The sequence below is a fragment of the Rhodococcus sp. 2G genome, assembly GCF_001886355.1.
GTDB classification, from domain to species: domain Bacteria; phylum Actinomycetota; class Actinomycetes; order Mycobacteriales; family Mycobacteriaceae; genus Rhodococcus; species Rhodococcus pyridinivorans.
The window spans coordinates 3,315,919-3,341,450 of the sequence record NZ_CP018063.1 but is presented as its reverse complement, the minus strand read 5'-3'; the positions used below and the strand labels follow the sequence as shown (position 1 = coordinate 3,341,450).

The 25,532-nt window shown below is 68.3% G+C and carries 19 protein-coding genes, 3 pseudogenes and 4 riboswitches; of the genes and pseudogenes, 9 read left to right on the top strand and 13 right to left on the bottom strand.

The annotated features are described in order from the left end of the window. Window positions 1–66 precede the first annotated feature (66 nt). A complete protein-coding gene (locus BO226_RS15710; protein ID WP_019291058.1) occupies window positions 67–768 on the top strand; it encodes a haloacid dehalogenase type II in 702 nt (233 codons plus the stop codon). 185 nt (window positions 769–953) lie between these two features. Here BO226_RS15710 and BO226_RS15705 read toward each other — a convergent pair whose 3' ends face one another. Genes BO226_RS15705 through BO226_RS15690 form a run of 4 tightly spaced genes read right to left on the bottom strand, consistent with a single transcriptional unit; the run spans window position 954 to window position 6,734 of the window. Beyond that, on the bottom strand, window positions 954–1,871 hold the full coding sequence (locus BO226_RS15705; protein ID WP_024101880.1) for a cobalamin biosynthesis protein: 918 nt from the start codon (window positions 1,869–1,871) through the stop codon (window positions 954–956). After that, window positions 1,868–4,243, bottom strand: a complete 2,376-nt coding sequence (locus tag BO226_RS15700; RefSeq protein ID WP_071935616.1) for a cobyrinate a,c-diamide synthase — start codon at window positions 4,241–4,243, stop codon at window positions 1,868–1,870. The genes BO226_RS15705 and BO226_RS15700 overlap by 4 nt, the downstream gene beginning before the upstream one ends. Then, complete coding sequence (cobO, locus tag BO226_RS15695) at window positions 4,240–4,854, bottom strand: cob(I)yrinic acid a,c-diamide adenosyltransferase (protein WP_071935615.1); 615 nt, start codon at window positions 4,852–4,854, stop codon at window positions 4,240–4,242. The genes BO226_RS15700 and cobO overlap by 4 nt, the downstream gene beginning before the upstream one ends. After that, on the bottom strand, window positions 4,854–6,734 hold the full coding sequence (locus tag BO226_RS15690; protein ID WP_232237964.1) for a VWA domain-containing protein: 1,881 nt from the start codon (window positions 6,732–6,734) through the stop codon (window positions 4,854–4,856). The genes cobO and BO226_RS15690 overlap by 1 nt, the downstream gene beginning before the upstream one ends. 35 nt (window positions 6,735–6,769) lie before the next feature. Beyond that, a riboswitch (cobalamin riboswitch) is annotated at window positions 6,770–6,965 on the bottom strand. A gap of 41 nt (window positions 6,966–7,006) precedes the next feature. On the opposite strand from BO226_RS15690, the gene cbiE reads away from it, so the two are divergent. Then, a complete protein-coding gene (gene cbiE / locus BO226_RS15685) occupies window positions 7,007–8,227 on the top strand; it encodes a precorrin-6y C5,15-methyltransferase (decarboxylating) subunit CbiE (protein ID WP_071935613.1) in 1,221 nt (406 codons plus the stop codon). Next, a complete protein-coding gene (locus tag BO226_RS15680; RefSeq protein ID WP_071935612.1) occupies window positions 8,224–8,985 on the top strand; it encodes a cobalt-precorrin-4/precorrin-4 C(11)-methyltransferase in 762 nt (253 codons plus the stop codon). The genes cbiE and BO226_RS15680 overlap by 4 nt, the downstream gene beginning before the upstream one ends. A 102-nt stretch (window positions 8,986–9,087) precedes the next feature. Here BO226_RS15680 and BO226_RS15675 read toward each other — a convergent pair whose 3' ends face one another. Genes BO226_RS15675 through BO226_RS15665 form a run of 3 tightly spaced genes read right to left on the bottom strand, consistent with a single transcriptional unit; the run spans window position 9,088 to window position 12,277 of the window. Beyond that, the gene (locus tag BO226_RS15675) at window positions 9,088–10,644 is read right to left on the bottom strand and encodes a precorrin-2 C(20)-methyltransferase (RefSeq protein WP_039958237.1); all 1,557 of its coding nucleotides are present in this window, start codon (window positions 10,642–10,644) and stop codon (window positions 9,088–9,090) included. Further along, window positions 10,641–11,291, bottom strand: a complete 651-nt coding sequence (locus BO226_RS15670) for a precorrin-8X methylmutase (protein WP_071935611.1) — start codon at window positions 11,289–11,291, stop codon at window positions 10,641–10,643. The genes BO226_RS15675 and BO226_RS15670 overlap by 4 nt, the downstream gene beginning before the upstream one ends. Beyond that, on the bottom strand, window positions 11,288–12,277 hold the full coding sequence (locus BO226_RS15665) for a cobalamin biosynthesis protein CobG (RefSeq protein WP_198040559.1): 990 nt from the start codon (window positions 12,275–12,277) through the stop codon (window positions 11,288–11,290). Before BO226_RS15665 ends, BO226_RS15670 begins: the two co-directional genes overlap by 4 nt. Window positions 12,278–12,395: 118 nt before the next feature. After that, a riboswitch (cobalamin riboswitch) is annotated at window positions 12,396–12,588 on the top strand. 53 nt (window positions 12,589–12,641) lie between these two features. Here BO226_RS15665 and cobN point away from each other — a divergent pair. Together cobN and cobF are read left to right on the top strand one after the other, a co-directional pair. Beyond that, window positions 12,642–16,253: a cobaltochelatase subunit CobN gene (gene cobN, locus BO226_RS15660; RefSeq protein ID WP_071936469.1), complete on the top strand. Its 3,612-nt coding sequence runs from the start codon at window positions 12,642–12,644 to the stop codon at window positions 16,251–16,253. Then, entirely contained in the window at window positions 16,250–16,996 is a 747-nt protein-coding gene (gene cobF, locus BO226_RS15655) for a precorrin-6A synthase (deacetylating) (protein WP_071935610.1), read from the top strand. Before cobN ends, cobF begins: the two co-directional genes overlap by 4 nt. Here the strand turns inward: cobF and BO226_RS15650 are convergent. Then, window positions 16,979–17,770: a class I SAM-dependent methyltransferase gene (locus tag BO226_RS15650; protein WP_071935609.1), complete on the bottom strand. Its 792-nt coding sequence runs from the start codon at window positions 17,768–17,770 to the stop codon at window positions 16,979–16,981. The two genes, cobF and BO226_RS15650, sit on opposite strands and share 18 nt — an antisense overlap. Window positions 17,771–17,830: 60 nt before the next feature. After that, window positions 17,831–17,965 (bottom strand): hypothetical protein, encoded by a 135-nt coding sequence (locus BO226_RS28425; protein WP_006552963.1) that lies wholly within the window; start codon window positions 17,963–17,965, stop codon window positions 17,831–17,833. Between the two features lie 126 nt (window positions 17,966–18,091). Between BO226_RS28425 and BO226_RS15645 the strand changes: the two genes are divergently transcribed. Beyond that, window positions 18,092–18,892 (top strand): SDR family NAD(P)-dependent oxidoreductase, encoded by an 801-nt coding sequence (locus BO226_RS15645; RefSeq protein ID WP_071935608.1) that lies wholly within the window; start codon window positions 18,092–18,094, stop codon window positions 18,890–18,892. Window position 18,893: 1 nt separating this feature from the next. Here the strand turns inward: BO226_RS15645 and BO226_RS15640 are convergent, their stop codons facing one another. Further along, on the bottom strand, window positions 18,894–19,427 hold the full coding sequence (locus BO226_RS15640) for an Rv2732c family membrane protein (RefSeq protein ID WP_006552961.1): 534 nt from the start codon (window positions 19,425–19,427) through the stop codon (window positions 18,894–18,896). A 264-nt stretch (window positions 19,428–19,691) separates the two neighbouring features. Here BO226_RS15640 and BO226_RS27750 point away from each other — a divergent pair. Further along, window positions 19,692–19,802 (top strand): annotated as a pseudogene (locus BO226_RS27750) (SDR family oxidoreductase); the annotation flags it as partial. A gap of 70 nt (window positions 19,803–19,872) precedes the next feature. Here the strand turns inward: BO226_RS27750 and BO226_RS15630 are convergent. Beyond that, complete coding sequence (locus BO226_RS15630; protein ID WP_071935607.1) at window positions 19,873–20,589, bottom strand: polysaccharide deacetylase family protein; 717 nt, start codon at window positions 20,587–20,589, stop codon at window positions 19,873–19,875. 63 nt (window positions 20,590–20,652) lie between these two features. Then, a riboswitch (cobalamin riboswitch) is annotated at window positions 20,653–20,833 on the top strand. Between the two features lie 56 nt (window positions 20,834–20,889). On the opposite strand from BO226_RS15630, the pseudogene BO226_RS27085 reads away from it, so the two are divergent. Both BO226_RS27085 and BO226_RS27080 read left to right on the top strand, forming a co-directional pair. Beyond that, window positions 20,890–21,237 (top strand): annotated as a pseudogene (locus BO226_RS27085) (ABC transporter substrate-binding protein); the annotation flags it as partial. A 2-nt stretch (window positions 21,238–21,239) separates the two neighbouring features. After that, window positions 21,240–21,488: pseudogene (locus BO226_RS27080) on the top strand (citrate/2-methylcitrate synthase); the annotation flags it as partial. 112 nt (window positions 21,489–21,600) lie between these two features. On the opposite strand, the gene BO226_RS15615 reads toward BO226_RS27080, so the two are convergent. Both BO226_RS15615 and metE read right to left on the bottom strand, forming a co-directional pair. Further along, window positions 21,601–22,818, bottom strand: a complete 1,218-nt coding sequence (locus BO226_RS15615; RefSeq protein WP_071935606.1) for a cobalamin-independent methionine synthase II family protein — start codon at window positions 22,816–22,818, stop codon at window positions 21,601–21,603. 29 nt (window positions 22,819–22,847) lie between these two features. After that, on the bottom strand, window positions 22,848–25,130 hold the full coding sequence (gene metE / locus BO226_RS15610; protein ID WP_071935605.1) for a 5-methyltetrahydropteroyltriglutamate--homocysteine S-methyltransferase: 2,283 nt from the start codon (window positions 25,128–25,130) through the stop codon (window positions 22,848–22,850). A gap of 144 nt (window positions 25,131–25,274) precedes the next feature. Continuing rightward, a riboswitch (cobalamin riboswitch) is annotated at window positions 25,275–25,478 on the bottom strand. Window positions 25,479–25,532 lie beyond the last annotated feature (54 nt).

Here is a 25,532-nt window from a genome sequence, read left to right as displayed (position 1 = left end):
GTATGCGACGCGGGTCACATCGGCGTGCGGGTTCGGGAAAGCAGTTTCGGGCAGGCGCGATCGGGCATGCTCCAAGGCGTGAGCCGATACGACGCGTACATCTTCGACGTGCAGGGCACGCTGATGGACTTCTACACCCCGGTCACCCGGGCGGTGGCCCATGCGCTCGGACCCGATGCCGATCCGGCGACCGTGGGCGACCTGGTGCGGGCCTGGAGGAGCGACTACTACGAACGCATCCTCCGTCTCGACCAGTCGGTGGAGAAGTGGTATCGCGTGCAGGACTCCTACGTCGACGGACTCGGCGACGTGTGCGAGCAGTTCGGGATCGACCTTCCCAAGGACGTGCGCGTCGAGACGGCGCGGGCCTGGCAACGCCTCGAGGCATGGCCGGACGTGCGGCCCGGGCTGAACGAACTCCGTTCGCAGGCAGTGGTGGCGACACTGTCCAATACGGACATGGCCACGATGATCGCGCTCTTCCGCGACCAGCAGCTCGAGGCCGATGCCATCCTCACGGCCGAACTGTTCGGCGCCTTCAAACCCGAACGTTTCCTGTACGAGCGCACCTGCCGGTATCTGGGCGTCGATCCCTTCCGGGCCGCGATGGTCGCGTCGCATCCCTACGATCTGCGGGCCGCTCGCGAAGTCGGACTGAACACCGTCTTCGTGTACCGGCCGCTCGAGAACGGCCGCGTCGAGGACTCGGTCGACGACACCGAGGGGGAGTTCGACCATCGCATCGAGGACCTGCGGGACATTCCGTGACAGGTTGTCGGCCGTGGACGCCGACGTGTTGTCGGAGTTGACGCGACCGACTCGGCGTGGCGCAGTGCGCCATGTTCGTCGCGTCCAGCAACCGGAGTTACGTTTCGGGCAGAACGAACACGGATTCACCCCGGAATTTCACCCTCGGCCGGAATTCCCGTCGTGGCTGGGAAATATCGGGGAGGCTATCGACGGACGAGGGCGACCGCGATGGCGGTCGCCACGGCTCCGAGTCCGACCTTGGAGGCGAGTCGCGCGGTACGGCCGATATCTTCCGGGGCCGGCGCGGGTCCGTCGCCGAGCGTGCCGCGATCCTCGACCACACCGTGATAGACGTTCGAGCCGCCGAGCCGGATCCCGAGAGCACCGGCGAACGCCGCTTCGACCGGACCGGCATTCGGACTCGGATGCTGACGGGCGTCCCGGCGCCACGCCCGGACCGCGCCCCGGCCGTCGTCACCGAGTGCGACAGCCAGCAGGGCTGTGAGGCGAGCGGGGACGAGATTGAGCAGGTCGTCGAACCGGGCCGAGGCCCAGCCGAACCGTTCGAGCCGCGGCGTGCGGTGACCGACGCGCGCGTCCAGGGTGTTCGCGGCGCGGTACCCGAGCAGGCCGGCCGGACCGAGGACCGCACCCCACCACAGCGGGGCGACGACGGCGTCGGAGGTGTTCTCGGCGACCGACTCGATCGTGGCGCGCGCGATCCCGTTCTCGTCGAGCCGAGACGGGTCGCGGCCCACCAGGTGGGTCACCTGTTGCCGCGCCGCGGCGAGATCGCCGTCGCGGAGTTGGGCGTCGATCGTCCGGGCCTCGAATCCGAGGGAGCGGCCGCCGAGCACGGTCCAGGTGGTCAGCGCCGTGACCGCCACCGCAGGCACCGGACGACCGCGGGTCGCGTGGTCGGCGACGTATCCCAGCGCTCCGGCAGAGCCGACCAGCAGCGAGGTGAACACCACCCCGGCAACGCGGTGGTCGGCATACAGCCGGCCCTCGGCGGCGCGCGCCAACTTCCCGAAGCCGCTCACGGGATGCCACCGCTGCGGGTCGCCGACGAGTTGGTCGGCGGCGTAGCCGAGCGCCAGTCCGAGTGCCCTGTGCTTCACAGGATCGTTCTCCACGCCTCGACGAGCGTTGCCGTGGTCGCCGCGTCGCGCACCGCGATCCGTACCCAGTCGTCACCGAGGCCGGGGAAGGTGTCGCCGCGACGCAGCGCGAAGCCCTTCTCCCGCAATCTCTCCCGCGTTCCCTCTGGCGTTTCCGCCAGCACGAACGGGGCTGTCGCGGGGGAGACCACGTGGATTCCGAGTCCGGTGAGGGCGTCGACGAGAACCTTCCTGTCGCCGGCGATCTCCTGTGCGATCACCTCGGTCTCGCGTACTGCGTCACCGGATGCGCACGCGATCATCGCGGCCCCTGCGGGAGTGGACACCGACCAGGGTGGTTGCTGCGCGGCGAAATCCGCGAGCACTGCGGCGTCGCCGACCACGTATCCGGCGCGCAGACCCGGGATCGCCCACGTCTTGGTGAGCGACCGCAGCACCACGAGTCCCGGAACGAGCTGTCCCGTCAACGATTCGGTTTCGCCGGGAACGGCGTCCATGAACGCCTCGTCGACCACGACCACCCGTCCCGGTCGGGTCAGTGCCAGGAGCGTGTCGGCCGGGTGCAGGACCGAGGTGGGATTCGTCGGATTGCCGACGATGACCAGGTCGGCATCCTCCGGGACCGCACCCGGATCGAGGACGAACCCGTCATCGCAGCGCAACACGACCCGCGTGACACGATGTCCGGCGGCCAACAGTGCGGCCTCCGGTTCGGTGAACTGCGGATGCACCACCACCGGTTTCCGCCACGCCCGTGCCCGAGCGATCAATGTGAACGCCTCGGCACCTCCGGCGGTCGGGAGGACCTCGTCGACGCTGCGGCCGTGACGATCGGCGAGGGCGGAGCGTGCATCGCTCGGGTCGGGATACCGGGCGAGATCGTCCAGCGATGCACGCAGGGCGTCGTCGAGCCATGCCGGTCGCGGTCGGCGCGAGACGTTGACGGCGAGGTCGACCAGCCCCTCGGTCGCGTCGCGGTCGCCGTGATGGTGCAGGTCGGGTTCGGGTGTTCGACGACGCGCAGGTGCCGAGGTGGGTTCGGGGGCGGGATCCGCCGACCGTGCGGCGTCTGCGAAACGTCGCGCGAGATCGGGATGTCCGGCCCAGTGCGTGTGCAGGTACGACGCGTGCACGTTCGCGGTGGCGATGCCGTCCGGCCGGCCGTCGAGCAGCCACGCGGGAGACGAGCCGGAATCGATCACGGTGCGGTGGAACTCGTGACCGGTGACGCGGGTGCCGGCGGGGGCGAGCAGGGTGTCCTGCGGTGCGATCGCGTTGCGGTAACCGAGGGTCAGGCGCGGGGTCATCCGTGCCACAGTGTCGAAGGCGCCGACCATCTCGTGCCCGTCGACCTCGCGCCCCAGATAGAGCAGACCGGCGCACTCGGCGACGGTCGGAACTCCCGCCGCGATCGCCGCACGCAGATGCGCGCGCAGGGGGAGGTTCGCGGCGAGGTCGGCGGCATGTACCTCGGGGAACCCGCCGCCGAGGTAGATGCCCGCGGTGCCGGTGGGCAGTCGTTCGTCGCGCAGGGGATCGAAGGTCACCGATCGGCATCCGTGTGCGCGCAGCAGTTCCTCGGTCTCGGTGTAGCGGAAGGTGAAAGCGCGGCCTCCGGCGACGGCGATCACCGGTCCGTCCTCGGTGGGCGTGCCGGGTGACCACGGTGTTGCCGGCAGGTCGGGTGCTGCCGAGGCGATACCGAGGATCTCGGTGAGATCGATGCGCTCGGCGATCCGCGCGGCGAGCCGATCCACCTGCGCAATTGCTTCGTCGCGTTCCTGGGCGGGCACCAGGCCGAGATGGCGCGACGGAACGGTGACGCCGTCGTCGCGACCGAGCACGCCGATCACCGGGATGCCGGTCGGTTCGAGGGCGCGGATCACCTCGTCCGAATGTCGCTGAGATCCGGCCTTGTTCAGGATCACACCGGCGATCCGCGTGCCGCGGTCGTAGGACGCCATGCCGTGCACGATCGCCGCGATCGACCGGGAGGCGTGCGAGACGTCGACGACGAGGATCACCGGTGCGGACAGCAGGGCCGCGGTGTGGGCGGTGGACGCGTACCCGTCGGTGCCGATCATCCCGTCGTACAACCCCATGACTCCTTCGATCACGGCGATGTCCGCACCGGCGGCGCCGTGCAGGAAGAGAGGAGCGACGAGGTCCTCGCCGACGAGGTGCGGGTCGAGGTTGCGGCCCGGTCGGCCGGTGGCGAGCGAGTGGTAGCCGGGATCGATGTAGTCGGGACCGATCTTGTGCCCCGACACGATGTGGCCGGCGCGACGCAGTGCCGCCATGAGGCCCGTGGCGACGGTGGTCTTCCCGTGCCCGGATGCCGGTGCGGCGACGACGACGCGTGGAACTCTCACCACTCGATTCCTCGCTGGCCCTTCTGTCCCGCATCCATCGGATGTTTGACCTTCGTCATGTCCGTCACCAGGTCGGCGACCTCGACGAGTTTCGGGTGCGCACGCCGCCCCGTGATCATGACGTGCTGGTGTCCCGGCCGTGAGGTCAGCGTATCGACGACCTCGTCGATGTCGACCCAGCCCCAGGCGATCGGATAGGTGAACTCGTCCAGTACGTACAGGCCGTGCTGCTCCGCGGTGAGACGTCGCTGGATCTCACGCCACCCGGCGAGCGCATCGGCGGCATGGTCCTCCTCGGTGCCTTCCTTGCGCGACCACGACCAGCCGGAACCCATCTTGTGCCACTCGATCGGCCCCCCGGTGCCGCGCTCGGCGTGCAGATCGGCGAGGCTTTCGAAGGCGGTCTGCTCGCCGAGTCGCCACTTGGCGGACTTGACGAACTGGAAGACGGCGACCGACCAGCCCTGGTTCCAGCCACGCAGTGCGAGGCCGAATGCGGCTGTGGACTTTCCTTTTCCGTCGCCGGTGTTGATCATCAACAGCGGCCGGTTGCGGCGCTGCCGGGTGGTGAGACCGTCGGCGGGGACGACGGTGGGTTGTCCCTTCGGCATCAGGCGGCCCTCTCCCGGACGATTCCGGTCAAAGCGTCGGCATCGACCTCACCGACGGGCACATACTCGGCGCCGAGACGTTCGGCGAGACGGGCCGCGAGACCCATCCGGAATCGGCCCGTCTCGGAATCGACCACCACGGAGGAGATTCCCTGTGCAGCGATGACGTCCGCGGCGTCGAGCGAGCGCTGCACAGCGTCCGGTCCGGCGGTGGCGCGACCGTCGGTGACCACGACGAGCAGGGCGCGTCGACGCGGATCTCGCAGGGAATGACGCCGAAGGGTGGTGGCCGCTTCGATCAACCCCTCCGCCAGCGGGGTCCGCCCACCGGCGGGAAGTTCTCGCAGCCGTGCGGCAGCCACGTCCACCGAATTCGTCGGCGGGAGTGCGACGGTCGCGCCGGTGCCGCGGAAGGTCACGAGTCCGACGGTGTCGCGACGGCGGTAGGCGTCGAGCAGCAGCGACAGGACGGCGGTCTTGACCTGGACCATCCGGTTGCGTGCTGCCATCGACCCGGATGCGTCGACGCAGAGCAGGACGAGATTGGTCTCGCGGCCTTCGATGATCTTGCGGCGCACCTGCAGACCCCGATCGGTGAAGGCGGACGCGCGGATCGTGGCGGGCAGATGAACCGGGCCGGTGTCGCCGCGGCGACTGCCCACGGTACGGCCGATCGTGGTGACCGCCCGCGACCGGCGACCGGCCGCCCCGCGCCCGACCCGATCGACGGAGAACACCCTGGCGCGAAAAGGATCCGTCGCCGACGCCAGGCTGGTGGACGACCGATCACCCGAACCGGAGGACGTCTCCGCCGCCGAGTCGTCGGGTGCGCTCTCGCCACCACCGGGATCGTCGTCGGGGCCAGGATCCGGATCGTCTCCACCGAGAAGTTCGTCGAGCAGATCGTCGCTGCTGGTGGGGGCGTCGAAGGGGTTGCGGCGCCGACGGTGTGGCAGGGCGAGTCGGGCCGCTGCCGCGATGTCCTCGCGTGTCACCTCGATCCGGTCGTGCCAGGCCGCGTGTGCGATCGCCGTGCGGGCGGTGACCAGGTCGGCGCGCATGCCGTCCACGTCGAACGCCGCGCACACCTCGGCGATCGAGACCAGTGCGTCGTCGCTCAGTGCGACCTGCGGGACGAGTTCGCGGGCGGAGGCGACTCGCCGCGACCACTCTGCGTCCCGATCCGCCCATCGCGCGGTGAACCCGGCCGGGTCGGCGTCGAAGGCCATCCGCCGCCGCACGATCTCGGCGCGCATGTGCGGGTCGCGGGGCGCGGTCACGTCCACGGCGAGTCCGAAGCGGTCGAGCAACTGCGGGCGAAGCTCACCCTCCTCGGGATTCATCGTTCCGACCAGTACGAATCGGGAGGCGTGCTCGACGGAGACCCCGTCGCGTTCGACGGTCGAGCGGCCCATCGCCGCGGCGTCGAGCAGCAGGTCGACCAGGTGGTCGTGCAGGAGGTTGACCTCGTCGACGTACAGCACGCCGCGGTGGGCCAGTGCCAGAAGACCGGGTTCGTATTCGGCCGTGCGGTCGGCCAGTGCCTTGCCGAGATGCAACGCTCCGGTGACGCGATCCTCCGCCGCGCCGACGGGTAGTTCCACCAGCCGTACCGGCCGGACATGCGAGGCCGCACCGGGCGGATGGGGGCCGTCCGGGCAGGACGGATCGGGGGCGTCCGGATCGCACGAGAACCGGCACCCGTCCACGACGGTGACCGGGGGCAACAGTGCGGCGTGGGCACGCACCGTCGTCGATTTCGCGGTGCCCTTCTCTCCACGCACCAGCACACCGCCGATCGTCGGCGACACCGCACACAGGGTCAGGGCCAGCGCGAGGTCGTCGGAACCGACCACCGCACCGAACGGATACACATGCACTTCGACCTCCACAGGCTCCCGCTGGGATGTTTTTCGCGGCAAGCTGTTCGAAGGCCGGTATTCGGACTTCCCGGTCGGACGCCGTGCGATCGCCTTCCCGGACCGGACGGTCCAGTGGCTGCGCGGATGCGCATGATCGACGACTCCCGGGTCACCGCAGCGGGCCTGTGCCGGATTCTCACCGGCTTCCCGATTATCCCCGTGAGGGGCACCTTCGATTGCCTTGCCACGGCCGAGTCTAGGCCATGGCGCGTGGGCTATGGTTCACCGCCATGGGACCGATACGACAGACGACAGGCATCACCGTTGTCGGAATCGGGGCGGACGGATGGTCCGGTGTGCCGTCCACCGTCCGGGAGCGGATTCTCGCGGCCGAGGTCCTGCTCGGCGGCCGGCGCCACCTCGATCTGGTTCCCGCCGGCACAGCAGTGCGCGAGGAGTGGCCGTCGCCGCTCCTGTCCGGGCTCGACGACCTCCTCGACCGGCACGCCGGCAAGGACGTCGTCGCGCTCGCATCCGGTGATCCGCTGGTCTCCGGGATCGGCACCACGCTGATCCGACGCCTCGGAGGCGACGCCGTGGAGGTGATCCCGGCGATCTCGTCGGTGGCACTTGCCCGTGCACGCATGGGCTGGTCCGCGGAGGAGTGCGAGACGATCACCGTCGTGGGTCGCGAGATCGATGCTCTGCGCAGAGTTCTGACGCGCGGACGCAAACTCGTCGTCCTCGTCGACGGTGCACGTGTCGCGGATGTTGCGACGCTCCTGGAGGCCGCCGGATTCGGGAACTCACGGGTCGCGGTGTTGTCGCATCTCGGTGCTGCGGACGAGTCCCGGATCGATGCGAAGGCGGCCCATCTGACCGATACGGGCGTCCGGTCTCTGAGTCTGATGTGCGTCGAGGTCGACGGCCCCGCCGGGTTGTCGGTGCTGCCCGGTCTCGACGACTCCCTGTTCGAGCACGACGGGCAGCTCAGCAAGCGGACCGTACGCCTCGCGGCGGTGTGCGCACTCGCACCGCGACCGGGCGAGTTGCTGTGGGACGTCGGTGCGGGAGCTGGGTCCGTCGGAATCGAATGGGCGCGAACCGATCCGCGCTGTCGTACTCTCGCGATCGAGAAGGACGAACGGCGCGCCGGCGCGATCGAACGCAATGCCGCCGCGTTGGGTGTGCCGTCGATCGTGCGCATCGTCCGAGGTGCTGCACCTGCCGCGCTCGTCGGACTCCCGGTGCCCGACGCGATCTTCGTCGGCGGAGGAGGAAGTCGCGAGGGTGTGCTCGACACGTGTTGGGACACATTGCCTCCCGGCGGTCGGCTCGTCGCGCACGCGGTGACGCTGGAGACCGAGGCCGTCCTGGTGCAGTGGTGGAAGACGCACGGCGGTGAACTCACCCGTCTGTCCGTCGAACACGCAGATCCCATAGGAACATTCACCGGCTGGCGTGCGCAGCGACCGGTCGTGCAATGGAGCGCAGTGAAAGGCGAACGATGACCGTCCATTTCGTAGGATCCGGACCCGGAGCGGCCGACCTGCTCACGCTGCGAGCGGTGAATCTGCTGCGCGAGGTCCCGGTCGTGCTGTACGCCGGTACCTATCTCGATGCTGACACCCTCTCGCACTGCCGTGACGACGCCGAACTGGTCGACACGCAACACCTGGACCTCGACGAGATCACCGCGCATCTCGCCGACGCGCACCGGCGCGGGCTCGACGCCGTGCGGCTGTGCTCCGGCGACCCGTCGCTGTACTCGGCGCTCACCGAGCAGACGCGACGGCTCGACGCCGCGGGCGTGCCGTGGGACGTCACACCCGGTGTGCCCGCCTACGCCGCGGCCGCGGCGGCACTCGGTACCGAGCTGACGGTCCCCGAACTCGTGCAGACGGTCGTGCTGACCCGCACGCAGGCCCGATCGACGGCGATGCCCGACAGCGAGGCTCTGGCGCGGGTCGCAGGAATCCGGGCGAGTCTCGTCCTGCACCTGGCGATCACCCGCATCCGCGTCCTTGCCGAAGAACTCACTGCCGAATACGGCGCCGATTGCCCCGTCGCGGTGGTCGCGTTCGCGTCGCGACCGAACCAGGTCGTGCTGCGCGGCACCCTCGCCGACATCGCCGACGGTGTCGAGGCGGCGGGACTGAAGCACACCGCGGTGATCGTCGTCGGACACGCTCTCGGCGTGCGTGAACGGCCGGATGTGGCCTGTTCACACCTCTACGACCCTTCCCGCGAGCGCGCCGGTCTCGGATAGCTCCATCCTCGCGCGCCGAACCGGGGTTCGCCCCGGTTTCAACAGTGGCGAACCCCGGTTCACCGCGCGAACCTGTTGACAACCCGCGGGTGAACACCGCAGTCAAACGGTTGTCGAGGATCCCGAATGGCGACCGTCGACCGACCGTTTCGTCCACACCGCACCCGAAGGCATCACGAAGGTGCCCGCAGCGCCGACGATGAGCAGGCACTTCATGTCGATGCTCGCCGGATCGAGCTTCTCGAGCGTCGTGACCTCGAGCGACTCGCCGGACCGTCCCACATCGCGCCCGATCACGACGACGGTGTCGGCCGGACGATGCTTCAGCAGTACCGTTTTCGCGTCCGCGACCTGCGTCGTCCGAGACCGCGAGGCCGGATTGTAGATGCCCAGGACGAGATCGGCCTCGGATACCGCAGCCAACCGCTTCTCGATCACGTCCCACGGCTTGAGTCGATCCGACAGGCTCATCACCGCGAAGTCGCCGCCGATCGGGGCGCCGGCACGCGCCGCGACCGCCTGCACTGCGGAGACCCCCGGCAGGACGCGGATCGGCACCGACGCGTATGTCTCGTCCTGCGCGGCCTCGAACACCGCCGACGCCATGCCGAACACCCCGGCATCACCGCCGGAGACAACGGCGACCTTCTCACCCGCCAGGGCGAGGTCGAGAGCGAATCGCGCGCGGTCCACCTCGACGGTGTTGCCGCTGGAATGACGGTGCAGGCCGGGACGTACCGGGACGCGATCGACATACGGTCCGTATCCGACGACGTGATCGACCTGTGCGAGTGCGTCGGCGGCCTCGGGGGTCAGCCACTTCTCGTCCGCCGGGCCCAACCCGACGACGAGCAGTTCGTTCGCGTCCGGATGTGTCGCCTCGACCGCGACGGACGGCCGCGATCGGTCGGCGACCGACCGATTCGTCGGAGAGCGGTCACCGGCGGTGAGGATCACCGAGAAGTACGGCACCGCGTCGGCGTCGACCTCGGCGACCGGAAGGATGCGTTGCCGATCCATCGACGCGCGTTCGACATAGACGGCACCGTCGAGGCGCCCGGACTGGGCGAGAGCCTCCCGGACGGAGGGAAACGTCCTGCCCAGCTTCATGATCGCCGCACCGTCGGTGTCGGCGAGTCGCCGTGCGAGCTCCGGGGCGGGCAGTGTGCCGGGCAGGATGGTGAGGACGTCGGTGCGCCGCACCATCGGTTCGGCGGCTGCAGCAGAGGCGGCGGACACCGAGGTCACCCCTGGCACCACCTCCGTCGGATATCGCGGAGCGAGGCGGTCGTGCAGGTACATGTACGAGCCGTAGAACAGAGGGTCGCCCTCGCAGAGCACGACGACAGTGCGTCCCGCGTCGAGGTGGACGGCCAACCGGGCGGCGGACTCGTCGTAGAAATCGGCGATCGCACCGTCGTAGCCGCCCGGGTGATCGATGGTGCCCGTCGTCACCGGGTACACCAGCAGTTCCTCGATCACGCCGTCAGGGATCAGATCGGCGGCGATCGATCGGGCGATGGAGCGGCCGTGCGTACCGGAGTAGTACGCGAGGACGTCCGCTTCGGCGATCAGCCGCGCAGCCTTGCGTGTGATGAGTTCGGGATCGCCGGGGCCAAGACCCACGCCGTAGAACCTGCCTGACACCATCTCGCTCATTCCTTCTCCTGCGCAAGTGCATTGATCGCGGACGACGCCATCGCCGACCCGCCGCGGCGTCCCCGGACCACCAGATGGGGGATCTGCAGCCGATGGTCGAGCAGCGCCTCCTTCGACTCCGCGGCGCCGATGAAGCCGACGGGAACACCGACGATCGCCGCCGGTCGCGGGGCGCCGTCGTCGAGCATCTCGAGCAGGTGGAACAGGGCGGTCGGGGCATTGCCGATCGCAACGACAGCCCCCTCGAGGCGGTCGGCCCACAGTGACACCGCCGCCGCGGAGCGGGTCGTGCCCCAACGTTCGGCGAGTTCGGGGACACGCGGGTCGGCGAGCAGACACATCACGTCGTTGTCGGCAGGCAGGCGCGTACGGGTGACCCCGGAGGCCACCATGTTCGCATCCGTGAGGATCGGAGCACCTGAGTTCAGTGCAGTGCGCGCGGCCGGAACAAGATCGGGATGGATGACGAGGTCCCGTGCCAGATCGGTCTGTCCGCTTGCATGGATCATCCGGACCGCGACCTTCTCCGCACTCGCAGGAATCGCGGACAGATCCGATTCGCTGCGGATCGTCGCGAACGACCGGACGTAGATGTCGGCGCCGTCGGTGACGTAGTCGTACCGACGCGGGGGAGGTCGAAGGGTCACGGGGTGCTCCTGGCAAGAACGATGCGGTGAGGCGAGTGCGGTGCGCCGCAGACGCGTTCGCATCCGGCGACGTGAATTCGGGAATCGGTGGTATTTCCGGCGACGATCCGGCGAGCCAGCGCTCGGGTGTCACCTTCGGCGAGGCTACACCCGGGCGCTCCCGTGCACGCTGTCACCCGCTGCCACGCCGAATCCGGGGCCGTCTCGAAGCCGGTCTCGCGAAGCGCGACGAGATCCGACCCGGACGGGAGTATCAGGCCGCGCCAGGGCGTGACGACCACACCTCGATCGGGCAGCGCAGCAACCATGGCGGGGGTGAGGATTCCCAGGGGGACCAGCACCGACACCGCATCGCCGAGCACGCCGTACGGCACCGTGAAGGCCGGTGGCCGCGGAGCGGGATCGGTGCCACCGAGTTCCGCTCCCGCACGCGGGAGTTGACGCACGTGCCACACCGACTCGCGAATCTCGACGAACCGGCGGGCCTGCCGCAGGAGCATCTCGGGAACCTGGGTGAGCCGCACCGTCGGCCCGTCGAGTCCACCCACGACGATCCGTGCCGTCCCGCCGCCGAGCGCGACCGCGGTGAGATCGCACCGCAGCGTCACCACGTCGCCGCGGCCGTCGTCGAGGCCGAACAGGAACCGGCCGGGCAGATCGGCGAGGACCGGATCGGCGCACAGTCCGGCGTCGAGATCGCGGACGAGAGGCCGGACGTCGGTGAGTCCACCCACGAGTCCCGACAGCGGCGACGCGACGATGTTCCGCACCCGTTCGTGGCTCGCCGAGGGCAGCAGCCCGGCCGCCGTGACGGCGTCGGCCAGTCCCGGGGGGACGGCACCGCACTCGTCGAGGTCGATACCTCTGAGCTGCAGGTTCCCTCGCGACGTCAGGTGGACGTCGCCGTCGGCGTAGGCGATCGACGTGTCCGCCAGTGCTCGGAGCGCCCCGTCGGGCACCTGCCCTCCGGGCACGCGCAGCCGCACCAGTGCGCCGTCCGCCGCGACATGTGGGCGAAGGATTCCGGGGCACCGATCGGGAGGGAAAGAGGGTGGCAGAGCATCCACAGACGCACATGGTTGCACACCTTTCCGGCCGGGTGCGCTACTCTCGGCTTGCCGTGGTGCTCGGGAAGCCGGTGGGAAACCGGCGCGGCCCTCGCCACTGTGAGCGGATAGTTGCTCGCCCTCGTCCGTACTGGTCCGCCGGTGTGGAGGCCACTGGATCTCATCCGGGAAGGTCGGCGCAGCAGCGGTGACCCGTCAGCCAGGAGACCGGCCACGGCACGTGAGGTCCACGAGGGTTTTGGAGACTGAACATGGCTGTACGCCTGTGTTTTCGGGTTGCGTCGTGACGCGCCTGACTTTGTTGTCGACGTCCGACACCGACCTGCTGTCGGCTCGGTCGAGCGATGTCGAGTGGGCGCTGGGTAACCCGTCCCGCCTCGACGTGTCCACCGAACTGCCCGGTCTGCTCAGCGGATCGGACCTGGTCGTCGTGCGGATCCTGGGGTCCGCGCGCAGTTGGCGCGACGGGCTCGACACCGTGCTCGCGACCGGCGTCCCGGTCGTCGTTCTCGGTGGTGAACAGACCCCGGACGCCGAGCTCATGGGGCATTCGACGGTGCCGATCGGCATCGCCGCCGAGGCGCACCGCTATCTCGCGTACGGCGGTCCCGCCAACCTCGCGCAGCTCCATGCCTTCCTCACCGACACCGTGCTGCTCGGCGGTGAAGGCTTCGATCCGCCCGTCGAATTGCCCGAGTGGGGTGTGCTCGACCGGCCCGAGGGGCCGGCCGACGACCGGCTGCCACTCGTCGGTGTGCTGTTCTACCGGGCCCACCACACCAGCGGAAACGTGCAGTTCGCGCACGATCTCGCCGACGCGATCCACGCGACCGGCAGGGCCCGCGGCGTCGTGATCCACTGCGCCTCGTTGCGGGGAGCGTCCGAGGATCTGCTCGCCGAACTCGGCACCCTGGATGCGCTCGTCGTGACGGTGCTCGCGGCCGGCGGAACCAAGCCCGCCACCGTGAGCGCGGGAGGTGAGGACGAGTCGTGGGACGTCGGGGCGCTCGCTGCGCTCGACATCCCGATCCTGCAGGCGCTCTGCCTGACCTGGAGCCGCGATGCCTGGGCGGAGTCCGACGACGGTGTTTCACCGTTGGATTCGGCCACCCAGATCGCAGTGCCCGAATTCGACGGGCGCATCATCACGGTGCCGTTCTCGTTCAAGGAACTCGGCGCCGACGGTCTGCCCCGTTACGTCACCGACCCGGAACGATGCCGCCGTGTGGCCGGTATCGCGGTCGCGCACGCGCGGCTTCGGCACGTGCCGGCGGCGCAGCGCCGGATCGCGATCATGCTGTCCGCGTACCCCACCAAGCATTCTCGCGTCGGCAATGCCGTCGGTCTCGACACACCGGTGTCGGCGATCCGCATGCTGCGCGCCCTGCGCGAGGCCGGATACGACCTCGGCGACGGCTTCCCCGGCATGGACGTCGAGGACGACACCGAAGCCGGTAACACCCTCATCCACGCCCTGATCGATGCGGGCGGTCAGGACGAGGAGTGGCTCACCGCCGATCAGGTCGCCGGAAACCCGGTGCGGGTGAGCACATCCGACTATCTGGCATGGACGAAGGACCTGCCTGCCGAGCTCACCGACGCGATGAGCGAGGCGTGGGGCCCGGCGCCCGGGTCGCTGTTCGTCGACGGCAGCGGTGGCGACAAGGCGATCGTGCTGGCGACCCTGCAGGCCGGCAACGTGGTGCTGATGATCCAGCCGCCCAGGGGATTCGGCGAGAATCCGGTGGCAATCTACCACGATCCCGACATGGCGCCGTCGCACCATTACCTCGCCGCGTACAAGTGGATCGAACACGGCTTCGGTGCCGATGCCGTGGTTCACCTGGGCAAACACGGTTCGATGGAATGGCTGCCCGGAAAGAACGCGGGCCTGTCCGCGGCGTGCGCGACCGACGCGGCCATCGGCAATCTGCCGCTGATCTATCCGTTCCTCGTCAACGATCCGGGTGAAGGTGCGCAGGCCAAGCGCCGTGCCCATGCGATCATCGTCGATCACCTGATCCCGCCGATGGCGCGCGCCGAATCGTACGGCGACATCGCTCGTTTGGAGCAACTGCTCGACGAGTACTCCAACATCGCCGCGATGGACCCGGCGAAACTGCCCGCGATCCGCGCGCAGATCTGGACGTTGATCCAGGCGGCGAAACTCGATCACGATCTCGGGCTCGACGACCGCCCGCACGACGCCGAGTTCGACGACTTCCTGCTGCACGTCGATGGATGGTTGTGTGAGGTCAAGGACGCGCAGATCCGCGACGGCCTGCACGTCCTGGGCGCCGCACCGGTCGGGGAGGCACGGGTGAATCTGGTGCTGTCGATCCTGCGTGCCGCCCAGATATGGGGTGGCAAGAGTAACGCCGTCCCTGGATTGCGCACCGCGCTGGGACTGAAGCCCGACGCCCCGCTGACCGAGGTCGACGGAATCGAGAACATCGCACGGGCGCTCGTGCAGGCCATGGAGGACGACGACTGGAACACTGGGTCGGCCGCGCGCGTTGTCGAATCCGTTCTCGGCCATACCGATTCCGAGGTTGCGCGGGTGCTCACCTTCGCTGCCGACGAAGTGGTTCCCCGGCTCGCGGGCACGACTGCCGAGCTCGACGCAGTGCTCCACGCGCTCGACGGCGGGTACGTCCCGGCCGGCCCGTCCGGTTCACCCTTGCGTGGACTGGTCAACGTGCTGCCGACCGGGCGCAACTTCTACACCGTCGACCCGAAGGCCGTCCCGAGCCGCCTCGCATACGACACCGGTGTCGCGTTGGCGGACAACCTGATCGAGCGATATCTCGCCGACACGGGCGAGTACCCGCAGTCGGTCGGTCTGTCGGTGTGGGGGACCTCGGCGATGCGCACCGCCGGCGACGACATCGCCGAGGTGCTCGCGCTCATCGGTGTGCGTCCGGAATGGGACGCCGAGTCGCGTCGGGTTCGCGAACTGACCGTGCTCCCGCTCGAGGAACTCGGCCGGCCCCGCATCGACGTCACGGTCCGCATCTCGGGTTTCTTCCGCGATGCGTTCCCGCACGTCATCGGGATGCTCGACGACGCGATCCGCATGGTCGCCGCCCTCGACGAACCTGACGAGCAGAACTTCGTGCGAGCCCATGCTCGGCGGGACGAAGCCGAACACGGCGACGCCGACCGTGCGGTGCGGCGCATCTTCGGATCGAAGCCCGGCTCGTACGGTGCCGGCATCCTGCAGCTCATCGACTCCGGGAACTGGCGCACCGACGCCGATCTCGCCGAGGTCTACACCGCGTGGGGTGGCTTCGCCTACGGGCGTGGGTTGCACGGTGTTCCGGCCGCCGACGACATGCGTGCGAACTACCGGCGGATCGCGGTGGCGGCGAAGAACACCGACACCCGCGAACACGACATCGCCGATTCGGACGACTACTTCCAGTATCACGGCGGCATGGTCGCAACGGTGCGAGCGCTGACGGGCACCGACCCGAAGGCGTACATCGGCGACTCCACCACCCCCGATGCGGTGCGCACCCGATCACTGGCGGAGGAGACTGCACGGGTGTTCCGCGCCCGGGTCGTCAACCCGCGGTGGATCGGTGCGATGCGGCGGCACGGCTACAAGGGCGCCTTCGAACTCGCCGCCACCGTCGACTACCTGTTCGGCTACGACGCCACCGCAGGTGTCGTCGAGGACTGGATGTACGAGTCGCTTGCCCAGAACTACGCGCTCGACCCCGCGAACCAGCAGTTCCTCCGCGAAGCGAATCCGTGGGCGTTGCGCGGCATCGTCGAACGACTCACAGAGGCGGCCGATCGCGGACTGTGGTCCGAGCCCGATCCGGAGACGATGAACAGGCTGCAGCAGGCCTATCTCGACGTCGAGGGCGATCTCGAGGACCGGGGGTGAGAGTTCGGCTCATCGGGATCGGCCCCGGCGGACCGGACGATCTCACGGTCGCGGCGGTGCACGCCCTCGAGAGCGTCGACGTCTTCCTCGTACCCGACAAGAAGCGGGGCGTGGACGATCTCGTGGCGGTCCGCGAGGAGGTCCTGCGCCGCCACACCTCCGGTGCGCATCGGGTGATCGTGGTGCCCGACCCGCCCCGGGACCGTAACCCGGCGCACTACGGCGACGAGGTACGCGACTGGCACGCCGCCCGCGCCGAGGCCTACGAGACCGTTCTGCTCGACCGGATCGGAGACAACGAGACCGTCGGCTTCCTGGTCTGGGGCGATCCGAGCCTGTACGACAGCACGATCCGTGTCGTCGAACGCATCCTCGAACGCGGGAGGGTGCGCTTCGACTACGACATCGTCCCCGGGGTCAGCAGCGTGCAACTGCTCGCGGCCCGACATCGTCTCGTGCTCAACACCATCGGCGGGCCGATCACCGTCACGACCGGTCGCAGGCTGGTGCAGGACGTCGCAGCGGGTGCGTCGAACATCGTGGTGATGCTCGACGGCGGCCTCGCCTGCGCGGACCTCGACGGGGCCTGGAACATCTGGTGGGGTGCGAATCTGGGGACCGACGACGAAGAACTCGTCGCCGGCCCGCTCGCCGAGGTGCTCCCGGCGATCCGGGAGGCTCGGGCCCGGGCCAAGGGGGCCCGAGGCTGGGTGATGGACACCTATCTACTGCGACGAGGATGAGTTCGGGTCGCCCGGAACCGTTCCCCGCGCGTACCAGGCGCGGGCGTCGAGCGAGAACGGTCCCGACGGAAGAGCATCACGACAGGCGTCACGTACTGCAGCGCGGTGCCTTTCGGGCATCGACACCAGGTGCCGCCCGGCCGGTCCTACGCCGAACGTGAAGGGCTCCCAGAAGTCGGAGAAATCGGCGTAGTCCGCGCGTGCGGACAGGGCACCACCGATCACGTCGTCCAGACCGGCACGGCGGAACCGCTCGGCGATGTCGCCCTCGGTGGTACCGGCCAGCCTCGTCTCACCCGGAGACCCGGGCTCGACCGTTCCCACCGCGGCCCAGAAGATGCGGAGCGTCGTCATCCCGCCGGCCGTGGTGTCCCACATGCATGCGGCGACGGTGCCGCCCGGGCGGGTCACCCGCACCATCTCGCGCACGCCCAGTTCGGGATCGTTCATGAATCCGAGGACCAGCGACGCCAGGGTGACGTCGAACGTTCCGTCCGGCCACGGCAGATTCTCGGCCACCCCGACGCGAACGTCGATCTCCGGTGCTATCTGCCGGCACGCCGCTGCGAACTGGGGAGCCGGGTCGATCGCCGCGACGTTCGCTGCGCCGACCCGGCCGACCAGTTCACGGGTCAGCCCACCCGGCCCGCAGCCCACGTCGCAGACCCGATGCCCGGCCCTCACCTCGCTCGCGTCCGCCAAGGCGGGCGCGAGCGTCGCTGCGTAACGGCCCATGAAACGGTTGTACTGTTCGGCCGGTCCGGCGAACTGCATATGCCCAACATATCGGCCCGATCGGTGGCCTCGTGGCGGTTCACATCGTCCTGATCGAGATCACTTCTCGTCGTCGTCCGAGCGCTCGACCACCTCGGGAGCGTTCTCCCGCGTTGCCATGCCGCCGTTGCGACCGTGATCGACCGGCCCCGGTGGGTCCTTGCGCACCTCGTCGTCCTTCTTCGACGTCGTCACTTCTACCTCCGTACGCTGGGCTGACTCGTGTCCGGACGGATACCCGCAGACGTGCACGCGCACACTTCGGGGTGGCGTCGGTGCTCCGGACCGGATTGACTGGACCCAACGACACAAGGAGGCAGCATGCAGATCCGTGACAGGGTTTTCGTCGTCACCGGTGGAGGCAACGGGATCGGACGCGATGTCGTCCTCGAACTCCTCGTGCGTGGCGCGCGGGTCGCGGCGATCGACCTCCGCACCGAGGCTCTCGACGGCACCCGTGCTCTGGCGGACGCCTATGTCGACCGTCTCACCACTCACACGGTCGACGTCTCCGATCGCGCCGCCGTCGAAGCCCTGGTGACGGGGGTGACCGCTGCACACGGGCGGGTTGACGGCGTCGCCAACGTCGCAGGCATCATCCAGAAGTTCGTCCCATTCGCGGACCTGCCGTACGACGAGATGAACAAGGTGCTCGACGTCAACTACTGGGGTGTCGTGCACATGTGCAAGGCGTTCCTCCCCGAGCTGCTGAGCCGTCCCGAGGCGAGCCTGCTCAACGTGTCGAGCATGGGTGCCTTCGTGCCGGTGCCGGGCCAGTCCGTCTACGGCGCGAGCAAGGCGGCGGTCAAACTGCTCACCGAAGGTCTGTACGCCGAACTGCGCATGACGAACGTCGCGGTGACGCTGGTGTTCCCAGGCGCCGTCCGCACCGGCATCGCCGAGAACTCCGGTGCCGCCATCCCGGGACGCAGCACTGACGCCTCCGTCAAGATCACCTCGTCCGCCGAGGCAGCCCGCAGGATCGTCGACGCGATCGAGAAGGGCACCTTCCGGGTGTGCATCGGCGAGGACGCGACGATGCTCGACCTGCTCGCCAGGCTGATGCCGCGTCGCAGCATCAAGTTCCTGGCGAAGAAGATGGGCTCGCTCGTCGAGCGCTGACCTACCGGCGACCGGTCCGCAGCGGATGCGGCCGGGGCGGGACGTCCGTCGGCGACCGGCTCAGCACGATCGGCAACCACTGCGAGGTCATCACGATCATCACCAGCCATTCGGCGACCAACGCCACGGTCGGGTGATGCGGAGCGTTCGTGATCATTCCCGCCTGCGACCAGTACGCCAACAGCCCGAAGAACGACGACAGCCCCGAGCCGAGCATCGCGAGCGACGCCAGCTTCCATCGTCGCAGCCACAATGCCAGCGTCGAGATCACCACCCCGAACACGAGGGCCAGGGCCGCGAAGATCCGCAGCGGCACCGCCACGGGTGCGGTGTCGCCGAACCAACTACCGAAGACCGTCCACGACCACGCCGACGACGTCTGCGGAAGCACCATGCACACCGTCAGGACGACGACGCAGATCGCCAGGACCCGTCCGCGGCGACCGGCGTCGAACTCCCCGGCGACCTTCTTCTCGATCCGGGCGAAGTCGTTCCGATAGGCCGACAGGTCCGCGCTCGTACCGTCCGCGCTCATGCCTCGACCTCTCCGTTCCGACACATGGGTGGCCATTATGCGCCGCACACCGATGTGACCTCGCTCATGTCGTCCACCTGCGATTATGCTCCGACACATGCGTCCGGAGCGCTGCCGGTGTGGCGCCGTGGTGCACCGGGTATCGCCCCTTACGAACCCGATCGAGGGAGGGCGAGAATGCCGGACCAGGACCAGTACCGCATGCAGCACCCGGGAGAGCAGCACCCCGTTCCGCCGCTCGAGGAGCAACCGGAGATCGCCTACCCCGGCCAGCCCGCCGAACTCGCCCCGGCCTACGTCTTCCTCGCCTCCCAGGAGTCGAGCTACATCACCGGGGAGACCATCGCCGTCACCGGCGGAGTCCGGTTCACCTGAGAATCAGAGCGCGAAATGGTCATCGAAGCGCGTAACAGCGCGCATCGATGACCATTTCGCGCCCCGGAGTTCACGAGGCCTGCATGTCGAGCAATTCCGACACCGTCACGAACCGGTAGCCCTCGGCGCGCAGGCCGTCGACGATCCCGGGAATCGCCTCCAGCGACGCTGTCCGGGAGGGGTACATGACGTGCAGCAGGATGATCGAGCCGGGACGGGTCTCGTCGAGTGCGGTCTGCACGATCGTCTCGGTGTCGGACGCATCGGAATCCGGTTCGACGTCCCACATCACCGTGGTCCGGTCGTGCTGGTCGAGATAGCGGGGGAGCGCGACGAGCTTCTTGCCGTAGGGCGGGCGGAAGGTGATCTCCCCGTCGAACCCGGTCTCGCGAATCGCGGCGTCGGTGCGCTCGATCTCCTCGGCCACCGTGCCGCTGCCGACGAGCATCATCCTGCGGTGCGTCGCGGTGTGATTACCGAGTTCGTGCCCGGCCTCGACGATGGCCCGGCCCAGCTCCGGTCGTTGTTCGAGTTCCGAGCCGGTAACGTAGAAGGTGGCGGGGACGTCGGCGTCCTCGAGGGTCTGCAGGACCTGCGGGGTGAGGACGCTCGGGCCGTCGTCGAGGGTCAGCGCGACCACCTTCTCGGGTGTCTCCACCCTATGGACGAGTGCCCCGAACAGCTGGAAGGTGCGGGAGTTCGAAAGCTGGAAGATCGCGACGGCGACGACGACCAGCACCACGAGCACGGCGGATACGACGACGAGGGTTCTTCGGCGGGATGCCATTCGGACATGGTGCCTCATCCGGTGTCGGTGGGTGGAGGGCGCCCGGTTGCGCGGTTCCGGGACCGACGCCGGGTCTTGCACTGTTCGTAGCGACGTAGGGAACAACGGTGCGAATCCGTGGCTGTCCCGCAACTGTCACCGAGGAGTGATCCCCCAATAGCATGGTCACGGCCCACAGGGGTTGAAAGGCCGGGGCGAGCGTCGATCCGGGAGCCAGGACACCTGCGTCGCCGAAGCAGGACCCACGAGGATGGACATGAACAATTCGATATCGACCGCCCGCAAGGGCGGAATTCGGCGCTGCGCGCAGCCGGCGCACTGCTAGCGGCGGCGTTGGCCGTCTCCGGTTGCTCGTCGAGTGACGACACATCCGGGACAGTCGAACAGGACACCGCGGCATCGGTCTACCCGCTCACCATCGAGAACTGCGGCAGGACGCGCACCATCGACGCGCCACCACAGCGGGCGGTGTCCCTGAATCAGGGATCCACCGAGATCCTGCGGTCGCTCGGTCTCGCCGACTGCGTGGTCGGCACCGCGACCTGGACCGATCCCGTTCGGGAGAATCTCGCCGACGAGAACGCGAAGGTTCCGCGTCTGTCCGACAACAAGCCGTCCTTCGAGGTTGTGCTCGACACGGAACCGGATAGTGGGTGCAGATGTACGACATCCTCGAGAAGACCATGGCCGAGGCCACCGGCATCGAGCCGAATCCGGACTTCCCCACCGGGCCGGCCTACCACCTGATGGGCTTCGACATCGAGGTGTTCACCCCGATCTTCGTCATGAGCCGTATCACCGGGTGGACTGCACACATCATCGAGCAAGGTGAGTCCAACGCCCTCATCCGTCCGCTGAGCGAATACACGGGGGTGCCGCAGAGGTCGATGGTGGCCTGACACCCGCTCGAACTGCATCCCGGGATATTTCCGTCACCGTCTCCCGACCCCGGGATGCTTCCGATCGGGCCCGCAGCGTTCAACGCTGCGGGCCCAATCGTTTGCGGTCATGTCATGCGATGCGCTTCGTCGCCAACTCCGCGCCTCGGACCAGGGATTCGAGCTTGGCCCATGCGATCTGAGGATGAATGCGTCCGCCGAGTCCGCAGTCGGTGGAGGCGACCACATTCTCGGCACCGACGAGATTCGCGAAACGTTCGATGCGGTCGGCGACGAGTTCGGGATGTTCGACGACGTTCGTCGCGTGGCTGATGACGCCGGGCACGATCTGCTTCCCGTCGGGAAGCTCCACGTCCTCCCACACCCGCCACTCGTGTTCGTGACGGACGTTGGCGGCCTCGAACGAGTACGACCCGGCGTCGATATCGAGCATGGTTTCGACGAGGTACTTGAACTCGAGATCGGTGGTGTGCGGGCCGTGCCAACTGCCCCAGCACAGATGGAAGCGGATCCGGTCCTGGGGCAGACCCCGCAGGGCGTAGTTCAGCGCTTCCACCCGGATGCGGGTGAAAGCCAGGTAGTCCTCGACCGTCGGCTCGGGGTTGATCTGGTCCCAGTTCTCGGCGATGGACGGGTCGTCGATCTGCAGGATCAGACCGGCGTCGATGATCGCTTTGTACTCCTCGCGCATGGCATCCGCGCATGCCCAGATGAATTCTTCCTCGGTTGCGTAGTGCTCGTTGCCGATCCGCGAGGCGCTACCCGGTGACAAGGAAGTCATGAAACCGTTCTCGACCCCTGCGGCCGCCAGCGCGGACTTCAGATTCGCGATGTCCGACGTGATGGCGTCGTGGCCGATATAGGTGACCGGTCCGGTCGCAGTAGGGAAGAGGGGTGCCTCCTTCCCGATCGACACCCCGCTGTCGGGATCGCCGTAGGCCTCAGCGAACAGCGTCCAGTCGCGCCGGTCGGGGAAGGTGGTCAGACGCACGTTGCCGGGTGTCGACCGGATCGGTGTACTGCCGAACGGTCCTCCGTCGGTCAACTGGAGACCGGACAGGCGCTGGAACGAGTACGACCACCAGGCACCGTAATCGACGGTCGAGGACATGGCCTTGCCGTACTCGCCGTCGCCGGGAATGCAGATGCCGAGGTCGACCTGGCGCCGAACCAGCGCGGTCACCTCGTTGCCGAGCAACTGTGCGAACTCCTCGGAGGTATCGAGGCGAAAGCCGTCTGCCGCTTCTCGTCGTGCTCGGTTGGCTTCGACGAGGGCAGTGGTGCGCGGGAGACTTCCCGCATGGGTGGTGCGAATGCGAGGGGTGGACATTGTCGACGACCTTCTTCGTAGTGCGGTAGTTATCGGTTCAGTTCGGCGCGCACGGTGGCGGCAGCGGTGACGAGATTCGCCAGTGAGGCCGTGACCTCCGTCGTGCCGCGGGTCTTGAGCCCGCAGTCCGGGTTGACCCACAGTCGCTCGGCGGGCACCGCCTGCAGAGCCTTGCGCAACAGTGCTGTGATCTCGTCCTCACTCGGGACCCGCGGCGAATGGATGTCGTACACGCCGGGGCCCACGCCGAGGTCGAATCCCGCGGCGTCGAGATCGTCGAGGACCTCCATGCGCGAGCGGGCCGCTTCGATGGACGTGACGTCGGCGTCGAGTTCGGCGATCGCCTCGATCACCTCTCCGAACTCCGAATAGCACAGGTGGGTGTGGATCTGCGTGGAGTCGGCGACACCGGATGTCGCCAACCGGAACGCACCGACCGCCCACTTCAGGTAGTCGGGTTGTTCCGACGCGCGCAGCGGCAGGAGTTCACGAAGCGCAGGCTCGTCGACCTGGATGATGCGCACCCCGGCGGCCTGCAGGTCCACCGTCTCGTCGCGGATCGCGAGCGCGATCTGGTCGGCGGTCTCGGCGAGCGGCTGATCGTCGCGGACGAACGACCACGCCAGGATCGTGACAGGGCCCGTGAGCATGCCTTTGACCGGCTTGTCCGTGAGAGACTGGGCGTGGACGATCCACTCGACGGTCATCGGTGCGCGGCGTGCGACGTCACCGTAGAGGATCGGCGGCCGCACACACCGCGTGCCGTAGGACTGCACCCAACCGTTGGTGGTGGCGAAGAACCCGTCGAGCTGCTCGGCGAAGTACTGCACCATGTCGTTGCGTTCGGGCTCGCCGTGCACCAGCACATCGAGTCCCAGCTTCTCCTGCAGCGCAACCACGTCGGCGATCTCGTCGCGCATCCGACGCACGTACTCGCCGTGGTCGATCTCGCCCGTGCGCAACGCTGCACGGGCCACGCGGATGCGGGCCGTCTGTGGGTACGAGCCGATCGTGGTCGTCGGCAACAGTGGCAGATCGAGATGGCGGCGCTGGATCTCGCGCCGTCGATCGGCAGGGGTGCGGGTGCGGTCGGTGCAGATCGAGGCAAGGACACCTCGCACCCGATCGTTGCGTAGACGCGGATCCGAGGCCCGCATCTGCGCGGCGGTACGGGCAGCGGCGAGTTCGTCGGTGACGGCGTCGCATCCCGTACGCAGAGCGGTGGCGAGAGTGACGATCTCCGAGACCTTCTCGCTGCCGAAGGCCAACCACGTGCGCAGCGATGCGTCGAGATCCGGTTCGGCATCGATCGTGTACGGCACGTGCAACAGTGAGCACGACGACGACACCGCAACGGCGGCGGCGGAACCGAGCAGGGTGGCCAGCGTCGACAAGGCCTGTTCGAGGTCGGTGCGCCAGACGTTGCGGCCGTCGACGACGCCGGCGACGATGAGCTTGTCGGCGAGCTCGGGCAGGCCTGCGATTCCGGTGGTGCTACCGGCTACCAGGTCGACGGCGAGACCTTCGACTCCGGTGCGTGCGAGCCGCTCGAGCGCCGGCCCGAGGCTGCCGAAGTACGACGCCACGAGAATCGACGGCCGCTTCGGTGCCTGCACCAGGGCGTTGTACACCCGTCCGATCGCATCGAGGGCAGGTGAGTCGAGGTCGCGGACCAACGCCGGTTCGTCGAGCTGTACCCAGTCGACCCCGGTGTCGGCGAGCTGCGCCAACAGGTCCAGATAGAGGGGAACGAGCTCGTCGACGCGGCCGAGCAGCGGTCCTTGCCCGTCGACGGGCTTCGACAGCAGCAGGAAGGTCAGTGGACCCAGGACGACGGGGCGAGCGGGCACACCGAGCTCGCGTGCCTCCACGATCTCACCCAGAATCTTTGTGGCATCGAGTTCGAAGACGGTGTCGGGTCCGATCTCGGGGACGAGGTAGTGGTAGTTGGTGTCGAACCACTTGGTCATCTCGAGTGGGGCGATATCGTCGGTGCCGCGTGCTGCGGCGAAATAGCGGTCGAGGTCGTCGGCGATATCCGCGACCCGGGCAGGCAACGCCCCGAGCATGACTGCTGTGTCGAGGATGTGGTCGTAGAACGAGAACGTTCCGACCGGGATCGAGTCCAGCCCGGCTGTGTGTTGACGTGACCACGTGTCGGCGCGCAGTTGTGCGGCAACCGATTCCAGGCCACTGCGGTCGAGGCGCCCGGCCCAGTAGGCTTCGGTGGCCTTCTTCAGTTCGCGGTTCGGTCCGATGCGTGCGGAGCCGAGCACGGTGGCGGTGAATGAGGATGCTGTCGGAGCAGACATCAGGTTTTCTCCGGTGTTCGTCGCTGGGTGGTCTACCGCCCGATGAACGCGCATCCCGATACGAGCCCCGTGTTCTCGACCTGTGGTCGAGGTGTTGCCGATCGGCGCGCGCCCATTCCACGAGGCGGCATACCGTCGGGCACGGCGTGCCCGACACGATCGGCAGGTCTTCGGACTCGCAGGCACCCATTCCCGATTCCGTCGAGATGGACCTAGTGGCCGTCGCTTCCCGGACCTGGTGGTCCAGTGCTTGGTGACGGCGGTCGTTCCTGCATACCGCTGCGGGACAGTCCCGGATTCCCACCGGGTTCCCTCTCACACCCGATACCTGTCGGCATCGGGTGCTTCGGCGCGCACACGAGGTCTTCGGGGCTCCTCACGACGACATGCGGCGAACCGATC

Bases quoted from the DNA above. Each gene is read 5' to 3' on its own strand.
- BO226_RS15675 (WP_039958237.1), bottom strand. From the start codon at position 10,644: ATGAGCGAGATGGTGTCAGGCAGGTTCTACGGCGTGGGTCTTGGCCCC.
- BO226_RS15640 (WP_006552961.1), bottom strand. From the start codon at position 19,427: ATGAGCGCGGACGGTACGAGCGCGGACCTGTCGGCCTATCGGAACGAC.
- BO226_RS15650 (WP_071935609.1), bottom strand. From the start codon at position 17,770: ATGCAGTTCGCCGGACCGGCCGAACAGTACAACCGTTTCATGGGCCGT.
- cobO (WP_071935615.1), bottom strand. From the start codon at position 4,854: ATGCCGAAGGGACAACCCACCGTCGTCCCCGCCGACGGTCTCACCACC.
- BO226_RS15680 (WP_071935612.1), top strand. From the start codon at position 8,224: ATGACCGTCCATTTCGTAGGATCCGGACCCGGAGCGGCCGACCTGCTC.
- BO226_RS15615 (WP_071935606.1), bottom strand. From the start codon at position 22,818: ATGTCCACCCCTCGCATTCGCACCACCCATGCGGGAAGTCTCCCGCGC.
- BO226_RS15645 (WP_071935608.1), top strand. From the start codon at position 18,092: ATGCAGATCCGTGACAGGGTTTTCGTCGTCACCGGTGGAGGCAACGGG.
- cbiE (WP_071935613.1), top strand. From the start codon at position 7,007: ATGGGACCGATACGACAGACGACAGGCATCACCGTTGTCGGAATCGGG.
- BO226_RS15630 (WP_071935607.1), bottom strand. From the start codon at position 20,589: ATGGCATCCCGCCGAAGAACCCTCGTCGTCGTATCCGCCGTGCTCGTG.
- BO226_RS15710 (WP_019291058.1), top strand. From the start codon at position 67: ATGCTCCAAGGCGTGAGCCGATACGACGCGTACATCTTCGACGTGCAG.
- metE (WP_071935605.1), bottom strand. From the start codon at position 25,130: ATGTCTGCTCCGACAGCATCCTCATTCACCGCCACCGTGCTCGGCTCC.